Annotated in this window: 15 protein-coding genes; 13 read left to right on the top strand and 2 right to left on the bottom strand. The window is 64.2% G+C overall.

Annotated elements, in window-relative coordinates:
* Positions 1-30: 30 nt before the first annotated feature.
* Together AC1DPX_RS16325 and AC1DPX_RS16320 are read right to left on the bottom strand one after the other, a co-directional pair.
* Complete coding sequence (locus AC1DPX_RS16325; protein ID WP_477238078.1) at positions 31-1,524, bottom strand: NAD-dependent succinate-semialdehyde dehydrogenase; 1,494 nt, start codon at positions 1,522-1,524, stop codon at positions 31-33.
* 129 nt (positions 1,525-1,653) lie between these two features.
* The gene (locus tag AC1DPX_RS16320) at positions 1,654-2,145 is read right to left on the bottom strand and encodes an Lrp/AsnC family transcriptional regulator (protein ID WP_202355591.1); all 492 of its coding nucleotides are present in this window, start codon (positions 2,143-2,145) and stop codon (positions 1,654-1,656) included.
* Positions 2,146-2,228: 83 nt separating this feature from the next.
* Between AC1DPX_RS16320 and ehuR the strand changes: the two genes are divergently transcribed.
* The 13 genes from ehuR to AC1DPX_RS16255 all read left to right on the top strand — a co-directional run bounded on the left by ehuR (position 2,229) and on the right by AC1DPX_RS16255 (position 16,739).
* Entirely contained in the window at positions 2,229-3,614 is a 1,386-nt protein-coding gene (gene ehuR, locus AC1DPX_RS16315) for a MocR-like ectoine utilization transcription factor EhuR (RefSeq protein WP_477238076.1), read from the top strand.
* Positions 3,615-3,753: 139 nt separating this feature from the next.
* Complete coding sequence (gene ehuA, locus AC1DPX_RS16310) at positions 3,754-4,539, top strand: ectoine/hydroxyectoine ABC transporter ATP-binding protein EhuA (protein WP_274609310.1); 786 nt, start codon at positions 3,754-3,756, stop codon at positions 4,537-4,539.
* 82 nt (positions 4,540-4,621) lie between these two features.
* The gene (gene ehuB / locus AC1DPX_RS16305) at positions 4,622-5,473 is read left to right on the top strand and encodes an ectoine/hydroxyectoine ABC transporter substrate-binding protein EhuB (RefSeq protein ID WP_477238074.1); all 852 of its coding nucleotides are present in this window, start codon (positions 4,622-4,624) and stop codon (positions 5,471-5,473) included.
* A gap of 213 nt (positions 5,474-5,686) precedes the next feature.
* Positions 5,687-6,346, top strand: a complete 660-nt coding sequence (gene ehuC / locus AC1DPX_RS16300) for an ectoine/hydroxyectoine ABC transporter permease subunit EhuC (protein ID WP_477238072.1) — start codon at positions 5,687-5,689, stop codon at positions 6,344-6,346.
* Positions 6,346-7,005, top strand: a complete 660-nt coding sequence (ehuD, locus tag AC1DPX_RS16295; protein ID WP_477238070.1) for an ectoine/hydroxyectoine ABC transporter permease subunit EhuD — start codon at positions 6,346-6,348, stop codon at positions 7,003-7,005. The genes ehuC and ehuD overlap by 1 nt, the downstream gene beginning before the upstream one ends.
* A gap of 3 nt (positions 7,006-7,008) precedes the next feature.
* Positions 7,009-7,788, top strand: a complete 780-nt coding sequence (gene eutA / locus AC1DPX_RS16290; RefSeq protein ID WP_477238068.1) for an ectoine utilization protein EutA — start codon at positions 7,009-7,011, stop codon at positions 7,786-7,788.
* A 5-nt stretch (positions 7,789-7,793) separates the two neighbouring features.
* Positions 7,794-8,780, top strand: coding sequence for a hydroxyectoine utilization dehydratase EutB (gene eutB, locus AC1DPX_RS16285; protein ID WP_477238066.1), 987 nt, complete (start codon positions 7,794-7,796; stop codon positions 8,778-8,780).
* Positions 8,777-9,769, top strand: a complete 993-nt coding sequence (locus tag AC1DPX_RS16280; RefSeq protein WP_477238064.1) for a cyclodeaminase — start codon at positions 8,777-8,779, stop codon at positions 9,767-9,769. Before eutB ends, AC1DPX_RS16280 begins: the two co-directional genes overlap by 4 nt.
* A gap of 38 nt (positions 9,770-9,807) precedes the next feature.
* Complete coding sequence (doeA, locus tag AC1DPX_RS16275; protein WP_477238062.1) at positions 9,808-10,986, top strand: ectoine hydrolase DoeA; 1,179 nt, start codon at positions 9,808-9,810, stop codon at positions 10,984-10,986.
* A 5-nt stretch (positions 10,987-10,991) separates the two neighbouring features.
* Entirely contained in the window at positions 10,992-11,993 is a 1,002-nt protein-coding gene (doeB, locus tag AC1DPX_RS16270) for a N(2)-acetyl-L-2,4-diaminobutanoate deacetylase DoeB (protein ID WP_477238060.1), read from the top strand.
* 211 nt (positions 11,994-12,204) lie between these two features.
* Positions 12,205-13,326, top strand: a complete 1,122-nt coding sequence (locus tag AC1DPX_RS16265; protein ID WP_477238058.1) for an acyltransferase family protein — start codon at positions 12,205-12,207, stop codon at positions 13,324-13,326.
* Between the two features lie 68 nt (positions 13,327-13,394).
* The gene (locus AC1DPX_RS16260) at positions 13,395-14,183 is read left to right on the top strand and encodes a DeoR/GlpR family DNA-binding transcription regulator (protein WP_477238056.1); all 789 of its coding nucleotides are present in this window, start codon (positions 13,395-13,397) and stop codon (positions 14,181-14,183) included.
* 81 nt (positions 14,184-14,264) lie between these two features.
* Complete coding sequence (locus tag AC1DPX_RS16255; protein ID WP_477238054.1) at positions 14,265-16,739, top strand: GcvT family protein; 2,475 nt, start codon at positions 14,265-14,267, stop codon at positions 16,737-16,739.
* The last annotated feature ends 3 nt before the right edge of the window (positions 16,740-16,742 follow it).

Genomic DNA, 16,742 nt, shown 5'->3' with positions numbered 1-16,742 from the left:
TCTACTCCTTGAGATGTGGCCGGGGCGAGCTTATGCGACGTCCAGGCAGAGATACTTGAGATCGGTGAACGCTTCGAGCCCATGGCGCGAGCCCTCGCGGCCGATGCCGGACTGCTTGACGCCGCCGAACGGGATCGGCGCGCCGGTGATCCTCACCCGGTTGATGGCGATCATTCCATAGTCGAGCGCGCGGCCCATGCGCTGCTGGCGTGCGCCATTCTCGGTCACGACATAGGCGACCAGGCCATATTCGGTGGCGTTGGCGCGGGCGATCACCTCGTCCTCGCCGTCGAACGGCGTCACCGCAGCGACCGGGCCAAAGGTCTCTTCGCGCATGATCAGTGCTTCGTCAGGGACATCGGCCAGCAGCGTCGGCTGGTAGAACAGCGGCCCGGTCGGGTGCCGCTTGCCGCCGACAAGGCATCGCGCGCCTTGGGCTATGGCATCGGCGACCTGCTCCTCGACTTTCTGGACGGCGCGCTCATGCATCAGCGGCCCGATGTCAGTCTTGTCGTCAAGGCCGTTGCCGGTCCGCAATGCCTCGATGCGCTTGGCAAAGGCGGCGCAGAAGCGCTCGTAGATCGGCCGCTGGACGTAGATGCGGTTGGCGGCGAGGCAATCCTGGCCTGATGTCGCGAACTTGGCGTCTATGGCGATGCTGACCGCTTTGTCGAGATCCGCATCGGCAAAGACGATCAGCGGGGCGTGGCCGCCAAGCTCCATGACCAAGCGCTTCATCGTCGGCGCACTCTGCGCGGAGATCAGCCGGCCGATCTCCGTCGAGCCGGTAAAGCTCATCGCGCGGACGCGTGGGTCCTCGCACATGCGCCCGACGATCGTCGCGGCCTTGCCGGTGACGATGTTGAAAACGCCCGCCGGCAGGCCGGCGCGCTCGCCAAGCTCGGCCAGTGCCAGCGCCGACAGCGGCGTTTCCGAGGACGGGTGCGCGACGATGGAGCAGCCGGCGGCAAGGGCGGCGGCTGCCTTTCGGGTCAACATGGCCGACGGAAAATTCCACGGCGTGACGATGCCGACGACGCCGAGCGGCTCGCGCCGCACCATCATTTCCGCGTTGGGCAGATGGCTGGTGACGCTCTCGGCGTTCAGGCGTTTGGCTTCCTCCGCGTACCATTCGACGAAGGAGGCAGCATAATCGATTTCGCCCAGCGATTCCGGCAGCGGCTTGCCCTGTTCCAGCGTCATCAGCAAAGCGAGGTCGTCTTTCGCGGCGATGATCAGCTCGAACCATTTTCGCAGAATTTTCGAGCGCTCTTGAGGCAGCAGCGATCGCCAGGTTGGGAAGGCGCGGGCGGCGGCATCGATCGCTTTTGTCGTTTGCCGCGCGTCCAGCGCGGCAATGAAGGCGACCGTGCTTCCCGTCGCCGGATCGGTGACCTCAAAACTTTCGGCCGCCTCGCTGGCCGTCCAGTGGCCGTCGACATAGGCGAGTTCGCGCAGCAGCCGGCGGTCGGCGAGGCGGTCGAGCGCCTCATGGCGATGCGAGCGGGCGAAATGCGCGGACATGGTCGAAGCCTCCCGGTTTGGTCTGATGCCGGAGAGTATCCGCCATGCGCGGACAGAGAGGCTGTTTGGGTGCCCTGAAGGAGAGAGATTCTCTCTATTGTGCCGTCTCGGCAGACGATCTCTCCGGCATTACGGCGACGCCGGCAGCAACTCGGAGATGGGAAGCGCGATCTCTTCCTTCACCGTCTTGGTCACGATGTAGGTGAAGTAGCGGTCGATGCCGATCTCGCGCTCGAGCAGGCTGTCGACCAGCCGCTGATAGGCATCGATGTCGCGCGCCATCACTTTGAGCACATAATCGACGCCGCCGCCCACCGACCAGCAGGCGACGATCTCGGGAATGTCGCGGATGACGCGCTCGAAGCGGTCGAAATCGGCCTGGCGGTGGCTGGCCAGCGTCACCTCCATCAGCACGGTGGCAACCGGCGCCACGACGCGCATGGCGATCCTTGCGTGATAGCCCGAAACGATGCCGGCCTTCTCCAGCTTGCGCAGCCGCATCCAGCACGGCGTCGGCGACAGCCCGACCTGTTCGGCCAGCGCCAGCTTGGTGATGCGCCCGTCGCGCTGGATGGCGTCGAGGATTTTGAGGTCGATGGCGTCGAGTTTCGCAGCAGTCATCAGGGCCCACTTTTTCGTCAACAGTACCATGATGGCGCATTATTTCGATTGTCAATTGCACTGATTTCGATCTCTAATAAGTCATGACATTGTGGCAACCCGATCCCGCGCTCATAAGGCGGCCGGCCTATCAATCGCTGGCCGACCAGTTCGCGCGCGCCATCCATGACGGGCGTTTGGCCAATGGCGCGCGGTTGCCGACGCATCGAAGGCTGGCCGACGATCTCAAACTGTCGGTGCAGACTGTCAGCCGCGCCTATGAGGAATTGATCCGGCGCGGCCTGATTTCGGGCGAGATCGGCCGCGGCAGCTTCGTCCAGACGCAGCGGCGCGAGCCGGAACCGCCGTATCTGCCCGAGCGCCTCGGCGAGGTCATCGACCTCTCGATCCTGAAGCCGGTCTGCGAGCCGATGCATCTGGAGCGACTGAAGCAGGCTCTGGGCTGGCTGGCCGAAAACCTGCCGTCGAGTTCGGCGCTGTCTTTCCGGCCCAACATGGTCTTCCCGCGCCATCGCGCCGTGGCCGTCGAATGGCTGAAACTGTGCGGGCTCGATGCCTCCGCGCAGAACATCAGCCTCACCAATGGCGCCACCGCCGGCATGACGGTGGCGCTGATGAGCGTGGCGCCGCCGGGCTCCACCGTTGCCACCGAGGCGATCGGCCACCACACGCTGGTGCCGCTGGCGCGCTATCTCGGCTTCAACCTCCAAGGCCTGCCGATCGATGATAATGGCTTGATCCCGGAGGCGCTGGATGAGGCCTGCCGGCTTTCCGACATCCGCGCGGTGTTCGTCCAGCCGTCGGTGATCAACCCGACGGCAACGCTTATGGATGCTGCAAGGCGAGAGCAGATCGCCGCGGTTGCGCGCAAGCACGACATTGCCATCATCGAGAACGATGTGCTGGGGCCGCTGGTCGAGGACCGGCCGCCGCCGGTCGCGGCTTTCGCGCCGGAGCGCACGCTCTACGTCACCTCTTTCACTAAGATCACCGTGCCCGGCCTGCGCATCGGCTACCTCGCCGCGCCCGACCGCTATGTCGCCGCTGTCGCCAACCGGCACCTGGTTTCCAACTGGATGGCGACGCCGCTGGTGGCCGAGATCGCCACCAAATGGGTGACCGACGGTACCGCGATGGACCTGGTGCGCTGGCAGCGCACCGCTCTTCGGCGGCGGCAGGACATCGCGGCGCAAGTGCTTGCAGGGATCGACTACCGCGCCCGGCGCGACGGGCTGCATGTCTGGCTGCAACTGCCCGACGACCGCGCCGAGGAGGGCTTTGTCGCGCAGGCCCGGTTGCAGGGCGTGGCCATTGCACCCGGCACATCCTTCCGCATTTCGGATGCGCCCTGGCATCCGGCGGTGCGCATCTCGCTGGGCTCGACCACCGAAGGGGAACTGCGCGCCGGCCTCGGCGTTGTCACCAAGCTCTTGCTTGGCGATCCCGAGCATCTGCTGCTTGCCATCTAGCGGCGCACTCCTTGGCCCCGATTGCTCAACAATTGTGCGGAATGGGAAATATTGTCATGATATTATTTTCCCAATTGACATGATTTGGCGCGTTCCGCATCGTTAAGGGCACAGGCTTCTCCAGCACGGGGAAATTCATTTGTCCGCACCCATCATCAAGGTCGATGCCATCTCGAAGAGCTTTGGCTCGTTCAAAGTGCTCGACGGCCTGTCGATGCAAGTCATGCCGCGCGAGAAGCTGGCGCTGATCGGTCCGTCCGGCTCGGGCAAGACGACGATCCTGCGCATCCTGATGACGTTGGAGCGCATCGACGGCGGCCACATCCAGATCGAGGGCGAGCACCTCTACCATATGGAGCGCAACGGCCAGCTGTTGCCCGCCGACGAGCGGCATCTGGCGCGGATGCGCCAGAAAATCGGCATGGTCTTTCAGCTGTTCAACCTGTTTCCGCACAAGAGCGTCATCGACAATGTGACGCTGGCGCCGATGCTGACCAAGGGCACGCCGCGCGCCGCCGCCGAAAAGCGGGCGATGGAACTGCTCGACATGGTCGGCATGGCCGACAAGGCCAAGGCGATGCCGGCGCAGCTGTCCGGCGGCCAGAAGCAGCGCGTGGCGATCGCCCGCGCGCTCGCTTTGCAGCCGAAGATCATGCTGTTCGACGAGGTGACGTCGGCGCTCGACCCGGAACTGGTCGAGGAGGTGCTCAACGTCTTGTGGCGGCTTTGCGCCGAGACCGACATGACCATGCTTCTGGTCACCCACGAGATGGGGTTTGCCCACGACTTTGCCGACCGGGTGCTGTTCTTCGATCGCGGCAAGATCGTCGAGGAAGGCAAACCCGACGAGATTTTCCGCAATCCCAAGCAGGAGCGCACGCAAGGCTTCCTGAAGAAGATCATCGCGGCCGGACATCGCGTCTGACCGCTTTGCGGGGGCGGAAGATCGCCCCAGACAAACCAAGGCAAGAAGCCAAACCAAGACAAGAAACAAGGAGTTGGGAACAATGAAGAAACTTGGCATTCTGGCCGGCGTCGCCGGTCTCGCACTGACGGCGGTTCTGGCCGCCTCGATCCCGGGCTCGGCCGACGACAGCAAGCTCGAGCAATTGAAGTCGCAGGGCTTCGCCCGTGTCGCCATCGCCAATGAGCCGCCCTACACGGCGGTCGCCGCCGACGGCAAGGTTTCGGGCGCGGCGCCCGATGTGGCGCGCGAGATCTTCAAGCGGCTCGGCGTCGCCGACATCGTCGCCTCGATCTCGGAATATGGCGCCATGATCCCCGGCCTGAAGGCCGGCCGCTTCGACGTCGTCACCGCCGGCCTGTTCATGAAGCCCGAGCGTTGCGCGGCTGTCGCCTATTCTGAACCGGTGCTTTGCGACGCCGAGGCGATGCTGGTTAAGAAGGGCAATCCGAAGGGTTTCAAGAGCTACGAGGACGTCGCCAAGGACACGTCGGCCACCATCGGCGCGCCCGGCGGCGGCACCGAGGAGAAGCTGGCGCTCAACGCCGGCGTGCCGCGCGAACGCGTCATCGTCGTGCCGGACGGCCAGAGTGGCCTGAAGATGGTGCAGGACGGCCGCATCGACGCCTATTCGCTGCCTGTCCTGTCGATCAACGATCTGATGAAGAAGGCCAATGACCCGAACCTCGAAGTCATCGCACCGGTGCAGGGCGCCCCGGTCTATTGCGACGGCGCCGCCTTCAAGAAGGGCGACGAAGCGCTGCGCGATGCCTTCGACGTCGAACTCGCCAAGATGAAGAAGTCGGGCGAGTTCGCCAAGATCATCCAGCCCTACGGCTTCTCGGCCGCCGCCGCGATGTCGACGACGCGCGACAAGCTCTGCTCGGCGAAATGACTTTTGCCTTCTCCCCGTTCACGGGGAGAAGGTGCCCCGAAGGGGCGGATGAGGGGCGGCGCATACCTTCATAAGTTCTCGCTGCCCCTCATCTGCCTGCCGGCTTTCGTCGCTCGAAAAGCCAAGCAATTGGCTTTTCGCCCGCTACGCGGACCGCTCCTCAACTCCCCGTGAAACGGGGAGAAGGGACCAAGATCAAACGTTGGAATCTACATGACCCAGTGGTCCGGCTATCTAGGCCTGATATTGCAGGGAGCGCTTGTCACCATCGAGCTGACTCTGATGGGGTCGGTGCTTGCCCTGATCATGGCTTTTCTGGCCGGCATGGGGCGGCTGTCACGCTTCTTTCTGCTGCGGGCGCTCGCCACAGCCTATATCGAATTCTTCCGCGGCACCTCGATCTTCGTGCAGCTGTTCTTCGCCTATTTCGTGCTGCCGCTGATCGGCCTCGAACTGACCCCGCTGCAGGCCGGCGTGCTGGCGCTGGGCCTGAATGTCGGCGCCTATGCCGCCGAAGTGGTGCGCGGCGCCGTGCAGTCCATCGGCCGCGAACAGCATGAGGCCTGCATCGCCCTCAATCTTGGCCGCTGGCAGGGCCTGCGCCACGTCATCCTGCCGCAGGCGTTTCTGGTGATGCTGCCGACCTTCGGCAACAACGCCATCGAACTGCTCAAGGCGACATCGGTGGTCTCGCTTATCTCGCTTGCCGACCTGACCTTCCAGGCGCAGGTGGTGCGTGCCCAGACCGGCAATACCATGGTGCCGTTCGCCACCATCCTGGTCATCTATTTCATCCTTGCGCTCCTCATTTCGTGGGGTGTGCGCTCGCTGGAGCGCCGCATGGCGCGCGGCCTGGACGGGGTGCGCGCCTGATGGAGTGGGATTGGGATTTTGTCCGGCAGATCCTGCCGACGCTGATCCAGGGGGTGAAGATCACCATCCTGGCGACGCTGCTCGGCTCGGTGCTGGCGGCAATTGTCGGGCTTGGCATTGCACTGGCGCGCCGCTCGCCCAACAAGGCCATGTCACGCACCGTCGGCTGGGCGGCCGAATTCATTCGGGGCACACCGCTTCTGGTGCAGCTCTATTTCATCTTCTATGTGCTGCCCGACATCGGCATCCTGCTTCCGCCGCTCGTCGCCGGCGTCATCGGACTTGGGCTGCACTACGGCACCTACACGGCGGAAGTCTACCGCGCCGGCATCGACAATGTGCCGCGTGGCCAGTGGGAGGCCGCCAAGGCTTGCAATCTCTCTGCCCGGCAGACCTGGACGCACATCATCATCCCGCAGGCGATTCCGCCGATGATCCCGGCGCTGGCCAACTATTTCATCGCCATGTTCAAGGAGACGCCCTTGCTCTCGGCGATCACAGTCCTGGAGCTGATGAACCAGGCCAAAAGCGTCGCCAACACCTACTATCGTTACATCGAGCCGATCACGCTGGTCGGCGCCTTCTTCCTCGCCATCAGCCTTTGTTCGGTCGTTCTGCTGCGCTGGCTGGAACGCCGTTACGGCAAGATCGAGAGATAGCCGATGAAACCCTTGCCCGAAATCAAGGTGCATCCGAAGCGCCCATCGCTCGATGACCGCCCGCTCGACAAGCGCGTCGGTCTGATCATCCTGGCCACGGATCACACCAGCGAACCGGATTTTCGCCGCATGGTGGCGAGTGAGCGCGTCGGCGTCTATGTCGCGCGCATTCCCTATGCCAATCCGACGACGCCGGAAAACCTGCGCAAGATGCGGCCGGCGCTGACGGCGGGCGCGGCGCTCATCCTGCCCGACGAGAAACTCGATGCGATCTGTTACTCCTGCACCTCGGCCTCGGTGGTGATCGGCGACGCCGAGATCGAGGCGGCGGTCCAGGCCACCAAGCCAGGCGTGCCCGTGGTCACGCCGCCAATGGCCGGCGTGCGCGGGCTGAACGCTTTCGGCGTGCGCCGGATCAGCATCCTCACCCCTTACACGGTCGAAACGTCCAGGCCGATGGCGGCCTACTTCGCCGCGCGTGGTTTTGAGATCGCCAGCTTCACCTGTCTCGCCTTCGAGGACGACCGCGAGATGGCGCGAATCCCCCCGGCAACCCTTGTCGATCTCGCGCGCCAGACGACCCACCCACAGGCCGACGCCCTGTTCGTGTCCTGTACGGCGCTGCGCGGAGCGCTTGCCGTCACAGGGATGGAACAGGCAATCGGCCGCCCCGTCGTGACCAGCAACCAGGCCAGCGCCTGGAACTGCCTGCGGCTGTGTGGCGATGAGACGCCGCGTCCCGAATTCGGCCGTCTGATGACACTGTCGCTGCCGCGCGATTGATGACCATGGCAACCGTCTCCCTTGGCGATATCCGCACAGCTCGCGACCGCATTGCCGGCAAGGTCGAGCGCACGCCGGCCGTTTTGTCTCCGAGCCTTTCCGAGCGTCTCGGTGTTCCCGTTCACCTCAAGCTCGAGCAGCGCCAGACCACCGGTAGCTTCAAGCTGCGTGGCGCCTCGAACGCCGTCGCTTCGCTCAGCGCGGAAGAAAAAGCGCGCGGGGTCGTCGCGGCCTCGACCGGCAATCACGGCCGGGCACTGGCGCATGCGGCGAAGCTCGAAGGTATGCGCGCGGTGATCTGCATGTCGCGGCTGGTCCCCCGGAACAAGCTGGACGAAATCCGCCGGCTCGGCGCTGAGGTTCGCAATGTCGGCAACAGCCAGGACGACGCCCAGCAGGAGGCCGAGCGGCTGGTGGCTGATGAGGGCCTGGTGATGCTGCCGCCCTTCGACCATCCCGCCATCATCGCCGGGCAAGGCACGCTCGGGCTGGAGATGATCGAGCAGGTCCCGCATGCCGGTCTCGCCCTGGTGCAGCTTTCCGGCGGCGGCCTGGCCTCCGGCGTGGCCGCGGCCGTCAAAGGGATCAACCCCAGGACAAAAGTCATCGGCGTTTCGATGGCGCGTGGCGCTGCGATGAAAGCAAGCCTCGACGCCGGCAGGCCTGTCGCCGTGGAGGAACTGCCGACGCTGGCGGATTCGCTCGGCGGCGGCATCGGGCTCGACAACAGGCTGACCTTCGCCATGTGCCGCGACCTGCTCGACGACGTCATCCTGCTCAGCGAGGAGGAGATCGCCGCCGGCATCCGCCACGCCTATGCGCGGGAGCGCGAGATCGTCGAGGGCGCCGGCGCGGTCGGCATCGCGGCACTGCTCGCCGGCAAGGTCAGGGTGAAAGGGCCGGTGGTTGTACTGCTCTCCGGCCGCAACATCGACATGAATGCGCACCGCAGCATCGTCTGCGGCGAGGCAATCGGGGAGCGCGCCGCATGAGCCGTATGACGATCCTCACCGAGGCCGAGCTACGCAAGATCGTGAAGCTCGATCTCGATGCCGTCGCTTGCGCCGAGAACGCGTTCCGTGCGCTGGCGACACTGCCGGTGGCGATGCCGCCGATCCTGCGCCTCGACATCCCCGAGCACCACGGCGAGGTCGACGTGAAATCCGCTTATGTGCCCGGTATCGACGGTTTCGCCGTGAAGATCAGCTCCGGCTTCTTCGACAATCCCAAGCTCGGCCTGCCGAGCGGTGGCGGCATGATGGTGCTGCTTTCGGCAAGGACCGGTGTGGTCGAGGCGCTGCTGCTCGACAATGGCTACCTCACCGATGTCCGCACCGCCGCGGCTGGCGCGGTCGCGGCGAAGCATCTGTCGCGCGAGGACTCCACCGTGGCCGCGATCTTCGGCGCCGGTTTGCAGGCAGGTCTGCAATTGGAAGCACTGCGTCTTGTCAGGCCGATCGCGGAAGCACGCATCTGGGCGCGCGACGCCGCCAAGGCCGAAGCCACCGCTGCCCGCTTGCGCGAAGAACTGGGCATTGTCGCGCGCGCCGTATCAGACGCGGCGAATGCCGTCGCCGGCGCCGACATCATTGTCACCACCACGCCCTCGACTGAGCCACTGATCAAGGCAGGCTTCGTCGCCGCCGGCCAGCACATAACCGCCATGGGCTCGGACGCCGAACACAAGAACGAGATTGCCCCCGCCATCCTGCGCATGGCCGACCTCTATGTCGCCGACAGCGCGCGCCAGACGCGGCGCCTGGGCGAACTGCATCATGCCATCGCGGCCGGGGTGATGGCTGCCGAGGAGGAAGTGACAGAACTCGGCCAGATCATCGCCGGCACCAGACACGGCCGGCGCTCGGCCAGCGACATCACCATCGCCGACCTCACCGGTACGGGTGTGCAGGACACCGCGATCGCCACGCTCGCGCGCGACCGTGCCCGGGCGGCGAATGCCGGAACTGTTTTCGAAAGCTGATGCTGGCCGCCAAGCCCAACAAACGAGGACCAAGAACAATGCAACCAAACCTGAAATTCTCGCGCGGCGAATTCGCAGACCGCCTCGCCAAGACGCGGAAAGCCATGGAGGTGAAGGGCGTCGATCTCCTCATCGTCAGCGACCCATCCAACATGGCGTGGCTGACCGGCTATGATGGCTGGTCCTTCTACGTGCACCAGGCGGTCATCGTGCCGCCATCGGGCGAGCCCGTCTGGTACGGCCGCGGCCAGGACGCCAACGGCGCCAAGCGTACCGCCTATCTCGCGCATGACAACATCGTCGGCTACGCCGATCATTACGTGCAGTCGACCGAGCGCCATCCGATGGATTTCTTGTCCAGCGTGCTGATCGATCGCGGCTGGGGCAAGCTCACCATCGGCGTCGAGATGGACAATTACTGGTTCTCGGCCGCTGCGTTCGCCTCGCTGCAGAAGCATCTGCCCAACGCCCGCTTCGTCGATGCCACCGCGCTGGTCAACTGGCAGCGCGCGGTGAAGAGCCCGACCGAGATCGACTATATGCGCAAGGCCGCCCGCATCGTCGAAGCCATGCACCAGCGCATCGTCGACAGAATAGAGGTCGGCATGCGCAAATGCGATCTCGTCGCCGAGATCTATGATGCCGGCACGCGCGGCGTCGACGGCATTGGCGGCGACTATCCGGCGATCGTGCCGCTGCTGCCGTCCGGCGCTGATGCCTCGGCGCCGCATCTGACCTGGGACGACCAGCCGATGAAGCGAGGCGAGGGCACCTTCTTCGAGATCGCCGGCTGCTACAACCGCTACCACTGCCCGCTGTCGCGCACCGTCTTTCTCGGCAAGCCGACGCAGGAATTCCTCGATGCCGAGAAGGCGACACTGGAAGGCATGGAGGCGGGGCTTGCCGCTGCAAAGCCCGGCAACGCCTGCGAGGACATCGCCAATGCCTTCTTTGCCGTCTTGAAGAAATACGGCATCGTCAAGGACAACCGCACCGGCTACTCGATCGGGCTGTCCTATCCGCCGGATTGGGGCGAGCGCACGATGAGCCTGCGCCCCGGCGACCGCACAGAACTCAAGCCCGGAATGACCTTCCACTTCATGACCGGCCTGTGGCTGGAGACGATGGGGCTGGAGATCACCGAGTCCATCCTGATCACCGAAACCGGTGTAGAGTGCCTGGCCAATGTACCGCGCAAACTGGTGGTGAAGAATTGAGCCCGATGTCCAGCCTCCGCCCGTCGCCGATCGCGCCGACCGTCGATTTCGATCGTGACGGCGTCCAGCATGGTTTCCTGCGCTTGCCTTACAGCCGCGATGACTCGGCCTGGGGGTCGGTGATGATCCCTATCTGTGTCATCCGCAACGGCAAGGGTCCAACCGCGCTGCTTTCCGGCGGCAATCATGGCGACGAATATGAAGGGCCGCTGGCGCTCTACGACCTTGCCCGCACACTCGATCCGAAGGACGTCAACGGCACGGTGATCATCGTGCCGGCGATGAACTATCCCGCCTTCCGCGCCGGTACCCGGACCTCGCCGATCGACAAGGGCAACATGAACCGCAGCTTTCCCGGCCGGCCGGATGGCACGGTGACGGAAAAGATCGCCGACTATTTCCAGCGCGAATTGCTGCCTCGCGCCGACATCGTCTTCGACTTCCACTCCGGGGGAAAGACGCTGGATTTCGTCCCGTTCTGTGCAGCCCACACTCTGCCTGACAAGGCGCTGGAGCAGAAAGCCTTCGATGCTGTCGCGGCATTCTCCGCACCGTTCTCGATGCGCATGATCGAGATCGATTCCGTTGGCATGTACGACACGGCGGCCGAGGAAATGGGCAAGGTCTTCGTCAGCACCGAGCTTGGCGGCGGCGGCACCTCGCGCGCGCAAACGGTGCGGATAGCACGGCGCGGCATTCTCAACGTGCTTCGTCATGCAGGCATCGTTGCCGGCGCGGTCGAGAAGGGCAGAACGCAATGGCTGGACATGCCGTCAGGCGACTGCTTTTCCTTCGCCGAGGAGGACGGCATGATCGAAACCATGGTCGATCTCGGCGAGCCCGTCGAAAAGGGCGTGGTGCTGGCGCGCATCCATTCCGCCGGCCGCACCGGCATTGCCCCGCAAGAGATCCGGGCAAAAATGTCGGGCATGCTGGCGGCGCGGCATTTTCCTGGCCTGGTCAAGGCTGGGGACTGCGCGGCGGTGGTGGCCGTGGAGGTCGATTGATCGAAGGCGGCTGCGTCCAGGCATATGCGGCGCGGTCTCTGGCGGTTGCGGCTGGCCGCGCCGGATTTTCTGCATCGGATGGAAGTTTAAATTAACGAGAGGCAGACAAACTAGGCTCGGCAAGCGGACCCTCGCTCTGCTGCCATCGTTGCGGGCATTGGACTGCGCGACATGGCGATGATCGTTGAACGCCGGGCGCCTGGTCTGAATCATGAGATCTTCGACTGGAGAACACTATCCGGCGCTGGACCATGTTCGTGGCCTTGCGGCTTTCCTGGTCTTCACCTGGCATTTCCTCCACCAGTCTCCGCAGGGGCCGGTGCCTTACGATTTCGTGCCGGCTCTGCCCATCTTCAGCCTTCTGGATGAAGGGTACACCGGCGTTGCATTGTTCATGACGCTCTCCGGCTACCTGTTCGCCAAGCTTCTTGATGGGAAACGGGTCAGCTATCTGCCCTTTTTCGCCAACCGGGCGCTGAGGCTGCTTCCGCTCCTGCTGGCCGTGATAGCCATCGAGGCTGGCCGCAGATATGCGGCGGGCCAGCCCCTGGGTGCGTATTTCACCGACGTCGGGAAGGGGCTGATCTTTCCGACCCTCCCGAACGGCGGTTGGTCGATAACCGTGGAAGCCCACTTCTACATCCTGCTGCCGTTCCTGCTGATGGCGTCCGCACGCTTCCTGTTCGCCCCCTTGCTGTTCATCACGGCAGCCATTCTGCTGAGGTGGGCGCTTTACGTGCAGCTCGGCGAGGTGCAGTCGGTGGCGGCCTGGACCATTATTGGCCATGCCGATCAATTCCTCGCCGGCATCCTTGCCTTCCATCTCCGCGCCCATGCGAAGGGCCGGCACTGGCTCGCGCTGGCCGTTCTGCTGGCCTTTTCGGGGTTCTTCTGGTGGTTGGATGCTGCGGGAGGATTTTACCAACTTGAGCGCTATCCCTCGCCGCATTGGATATGGATCATCCTGCCAACGGTGGAGGCGGCGGCCTATTCGTTTGGGATCGCCTATTACGACACCAGCTTCCCGAGGCAGCGAGCAGGCCTGCCCTTCAAGATGCTGGAGAAGGCGGGGGCTTACAGCTATTCGATCTACCTCCTGCACCTGTTCTTCGTCATGCAGTTGGCGGCGTTCATCAACACGAACGTCATGGACATAAGCAATCTCTACATTGCCTGCCTCTGGTCCTTGCTGTGCTTTCTGGCGACCATCCCGATCGGCTATCTCAGCTACACCTGCATCGAAGCGCCATTCTTGCGCTTGCGTATACGATATGCGGAGCCGGCTGCTGCTGATCCGATCCTGTTCAAGGATAGGCCGGCCACGGCAGCCTAGGTCCGGTTGCTTGTACGTAGGTTCACTGCCACATATTGCAACATCAATTCTCGGCATGAGGAATCGCCATGTCTCCCGTCAGCCGCCTGCCGGCACGCGCCCTTGCTCCGCGTCGCCACGATGAAATTTTCAGGCGGCTGAGCGCCCAGGGTTCGGTCAGTGTCGCCGAACTGGCCGAGTTCTTCGATGTCTCGCGCGAAACCATCCGTCGTGACCTGAAGCTGCTTTCGGACCAGGGCAGGCTCGGCATCGTGCATGGCGGTGCTGCCCGGTTCGAGCCGAGCGAACCGGCGATGAGCCTGCGCAGCCAGGAAAACGCCGGTGGCAAGGCGGCGATCGGCAGGGCTGCCGTTGATCTGGTGAGGGATGGGATGGTGGTCTTTCTCGATTCCGGCACCACCACAATGGCCGTCGCGCAGGCGATGACGGACCTGCGCGATCTCACCATCTGCACCGCCAGCCTGAAGATCGCGCTGCATCTGTGCCATGTCCCCGGCATGCGCGTGCATATGCTGGGCGGCGAGATCGATCCGGGCGAGGAGGCGGCTTCCGGCATCGACACGCTCGATGCGATGGCCCGCTTTCGCGTCGACATCGCCTTTCTCGGCGGCGGCGCCCTGTCGCCCGATGGCGAGGTCACGGACTTCACCCGCGCCGGGGCCGAGCAGCGCGGCCGCATGATCGCGCTCGCCGGCAAGGCCTATTTCGTGCTCGACAGCAGCAAGTTCGGCAAGCTGACGCCGCTCAGGATTCCGGATTTCGAACGCGCCACCGGGGTGATCGTCGACGCCAGTCCTGAACCCGCCCTTGTCGAGGCGCTTCTGCGGAAAGGTCCTGAACTCATCGTTGCGACTTGATGTGATATTTTGTGACTTTTTGAGTTGATATTTGGTTTTCCTGTGTTAGTGTCCGCCGTCCCTTCAAATGGCGGAACACTCATGGCACATGAATTTCCCACCCAGGCACGCGTCGTCATTGTCGGCGGCGGCATCATCGGCTGCTCTGTCGCCTATCATCTGACCAAGCTCGGCTGGACCGATGTCGTGCTGGTCGAACAGGGACAACTCAGTGGCGGCACCACCTGGCACGCCGCCGGCCTTGTCGGGCAGCTGCGCAGCCATGCCAACATGACCAGCCTGATCCGATATTCGACGCAGCTCTATGGCGAGCTGGAGGCCGAGACCGGGCTCGCCACCGGCTGGAAGAATTGCGGCTCGCTGTCGGTGGCGCGCACGGCCGACCGCATGACGGTGCTGAAGCGCACGGCTGCATCGGCGCGCGCTCAAGGCGTCGAGATCGACGTCATCTCGCCCAGGGAGGCCGGCGATCTCTGGCCCGTGATGGCAACGAACGATCTGGTCGGTGCCGTTTGGCTGCCGGGAGACGGCAAAGCCAACCCGACAGACCTCACGCAATCGCTGGCAAAGGGCGCGCGCAACCGCGGTGCGAAGATTTTCGAACGAGTGAAGGTTACCGGCATCACGGTGAAAAATGGCGTCGCCTGCGGCGTCGAGACAGACCGCGGCAACGTCGCCGCCGAGATTATCGTCAACTGCGCCGGCCAATGGGCGCGCAAGGTCGGACTGATGTGCGGCGTCTCGGTGCCGCTGCATTCGGCCGAACATATGTACATCGTCACCGGCAAGATCGAGGGTGTGCACCCGGATCTGCCGGTGATGCGTGACCCTGACGGTTTCATCTACTTCAAGGAAGAGGTCGGCGGCCTGGTCATGGGCGGCTTCGAGCCGCATGCCAAGCCATGGGGCATGAAAGGCATTCCGGAAAACTTCGAATTCGCACTGCTGCCCGACGATTGGGACCAGTTCGAGATACTGATGGAAAACGCGCTGGTTCGCGTGCCGCAATTGGCTGAGGCCGAGGTCAAGAAATTCTACAACGGCCCCGAGAGCTTCACGCCTGACAACAATTTCATCCTCGGCGAGGCGCCGGAGCTGAAGAATTTCTATGTCGGCGCCGGCTTCAACTCGATGGGCATCGCCAGCGCCGGCGGCGCGGGCAGGGCGCTGGCCGAATGGATCGTCAATGGCGCGCCGACCATGGATTTGTGGCCGGTCGACATCAGGCGCTTCGCCGTGTTCAACAACAATCCGCGCTGGCTGCATGACCGGGTCAAGGAGACGCTCGGCCTGCACTACGCCATGCCATGGCCGAACCGCGAACTCGACACCGCACGGCCATTCCGCCGCTCGCCGCTCTATGATCGGCTCGCCGCCAAGGGCGCCTGTTTCGGTTCGAAAATGGGCTGGGAACGCGCCAACTGGTTTGCGGCCGCAGGAGAGAAAGCCGAGAACGACTATGCCTTCGGCCGCCAGAACTGGCACGAGCCGTTGCGGCGCGAGATGAGGGCGACGCGCGAAGTCGTCGCCATCTTCGACCAGACCTCCTTCGCCAAGCTCCTCGTCCAGGGCCGCGACGCCTGCGCCGTGCTCAACCGCATCTGCGCCGGCAATGTCGATGTGCCGGTCGGCACGTCGGTGTATACGGGCGTTCTCAATGCGCGCGGCGGCTATGAAAGCGATCTCACCGTGATGCGTCTGGGTGCCGAAAAATTCCTCATCGTCACCGGCTCCGCGCAAGCGGTGCATGACGCCGACTGGATCGTCAAGAACATTCCGGCCGATGCCCATGCCGTCCTGACCGACGTCACCTCCTCCTATGCGGTGCTGGCGGTGATGGGGCCGCGCTCGCGCGATCTGCTCGGCAAATTGTCCTCGGCGGATCTCTCCAATGCCGGCTTCCCCTTCGGCACCATTCGCGAGATCGATATCGGCTACGCCACCGCCTATGCCAACCGCATGACCTATGTCGGCGAGCTTGGCTGGGAGCTGATCGTGCCGACCGAATTCGCCGTCGGCGTTTACGAGGCGCTGCACGAGGCGGGTCGTGAGTTCGGTCTCCTGGACGCCGGCTATTACGCGCTCGACGCCTTGCGCATCGAAAAGGGTTTTCGCGCCTGGGGCCGGGAATTGACGCCGGATATCAACCCCTGGCAGGCCGGGCTTGGCTTCGCTGTCGCCATGGACAAGCCGGGCGGCTTCATCGGCCGTGACGCGCTGGTCGCGGCAAAGTCGTCAGCGCCGACCAAGCGCATCGTGCTGCTCACGCTCGACGATGCCGAACCGATGCTTTGGGGCGGCGAACTGATCCTGCGCGACGGCAAACCGGTCGGCGAAGTCCGCTCGGCAGCCTATGGTCACACGTTGGGACGCTCGGTGGCGCTCGGGCTGATCGGGAATGAAGTCGGCGTCGATGCCGCGTTCCTCACCGGCGGCCGCTTCGAGATCGACCTCGCCGGCCTTCGCCATGCCGCGACGGCGCATTTGCGCAGCCCCTATGATCCGAAGTCGGAGCGCGTGAAGGCCGACGCGGTCGTGGTGAGGGCGGCTGCGTAGAGA

Source organism: Mesorhizobium sp. 01N446, from assembly GCF_056399285.1.
The sequence above is the reverse complement of the archived record's forward strand: the minus strand, read 5'-3'. Positions and strand labels throughout refer to the sequence as shown.

What these genes read in the sequence shown, in the direction of transcription:
- AC1DPX_RS16325 (WP_477238078.1), bottom strand. Translation starts at nt 1,524, where the DNA reads ATGTCCGCGCATTTCGCCCGCTCGCATCGCCATGAGGCGCTCGACCGC.
- AC1DPX_RS16320 (WP_202355591.1), bottom strand. Translation starts at nt 2,145, where the DNA reads ATGACTGCTGCGAAACTCGACGCCATCGACCTCAAAATCCTCGACGCC.
- ehuR (WP_477238076.1), top strand. Translation starts at nt 2,229, where the DNA reads ATGACATTGTGGCAACCCGATCCCGCGCTCATAAGGCGGCCGGCCTAT.
- ehuB (WP_477238074.1), top strand. Translation starts at nt 4,622, where the DNA reads ATGAAGAAACTTGGCATTCTGGCCGGCGTCGCCGGTCTCGCACTGACG.
- ehuC (WP_477238072.1), top strand. Translation starts at nt 5,687, where the DNA reads ATGACCCAGTGGTCCGGCTATCTAGGCCTGATATTGCAGGGAGCGCTT.
- ehuD (WP_477238070.1), top strand. Translation starts at nt 6,346, where the DNA reads ATGGAGTGGGATTGGGATTTTGTCCGGCAGATCCTGCCGACGCTGATC.
- eutA (WP_477238068.1), top strand. Translation starts at nt 7,009, where the DNA reads ATGAAACCCTTGCCCGAAATCAAGGTGCATCCGAAGCGCCCATCGCTC.
- eutB (WP_477238066.1), top strand. Translation starts at nt 7,794, where the DNA reads ATGGCAACCGTCTCCCTTGGCGATATCCGCACAGCTCGCGACCGCATT.
- AC1DPX_RS16280 (WP_477238064.1), top strand. Translation starts at nt 8,777, where the DNA reads ATGAGCCGTATGACGATCCTCACCGAGGCCGAGCTACGCAAGATCGTG.
- doeA (WP_477238062.1), top strand. Translation starts at nt 9,808, where the DNA reads ATGCAACCAAACCTGAAATTCTCGCGCGGCGAATTCGCAGACCGCCTC.
- doeB (WP_477238060.1), top strand. Translation starts at nt 10,992, where the DNA reads ATGTCCAGCCTCCGCCCGTCGCCGATCGCGCCGACCGTCGATTTCGAT.
- AC1DPX_RS16265 (WP_477238058.1), top strand. Translation starts at nt 12,205, where the DNA reads ATGAGATCTTCGACTGGAGAACACTATCCGGCGCTGGACCATGTTCGT.
- AC1DPX_RS16260 (WP_477238056.1), top strand. Translation starts at nt 13,395, where the DNA reads ATGTCTCCCGTCAGCCGCCTGCCGGCACGCGCCCTTGCTCCGCGTCGC.
- AC1DPX_RS16255 (WP_477238054.1), top strand. Translation starts at nt 14,265, where the DNA reads ATGGCACATGAATTTCCCACCCAGGCACGCGTCGTCATTGTCGGCGGC.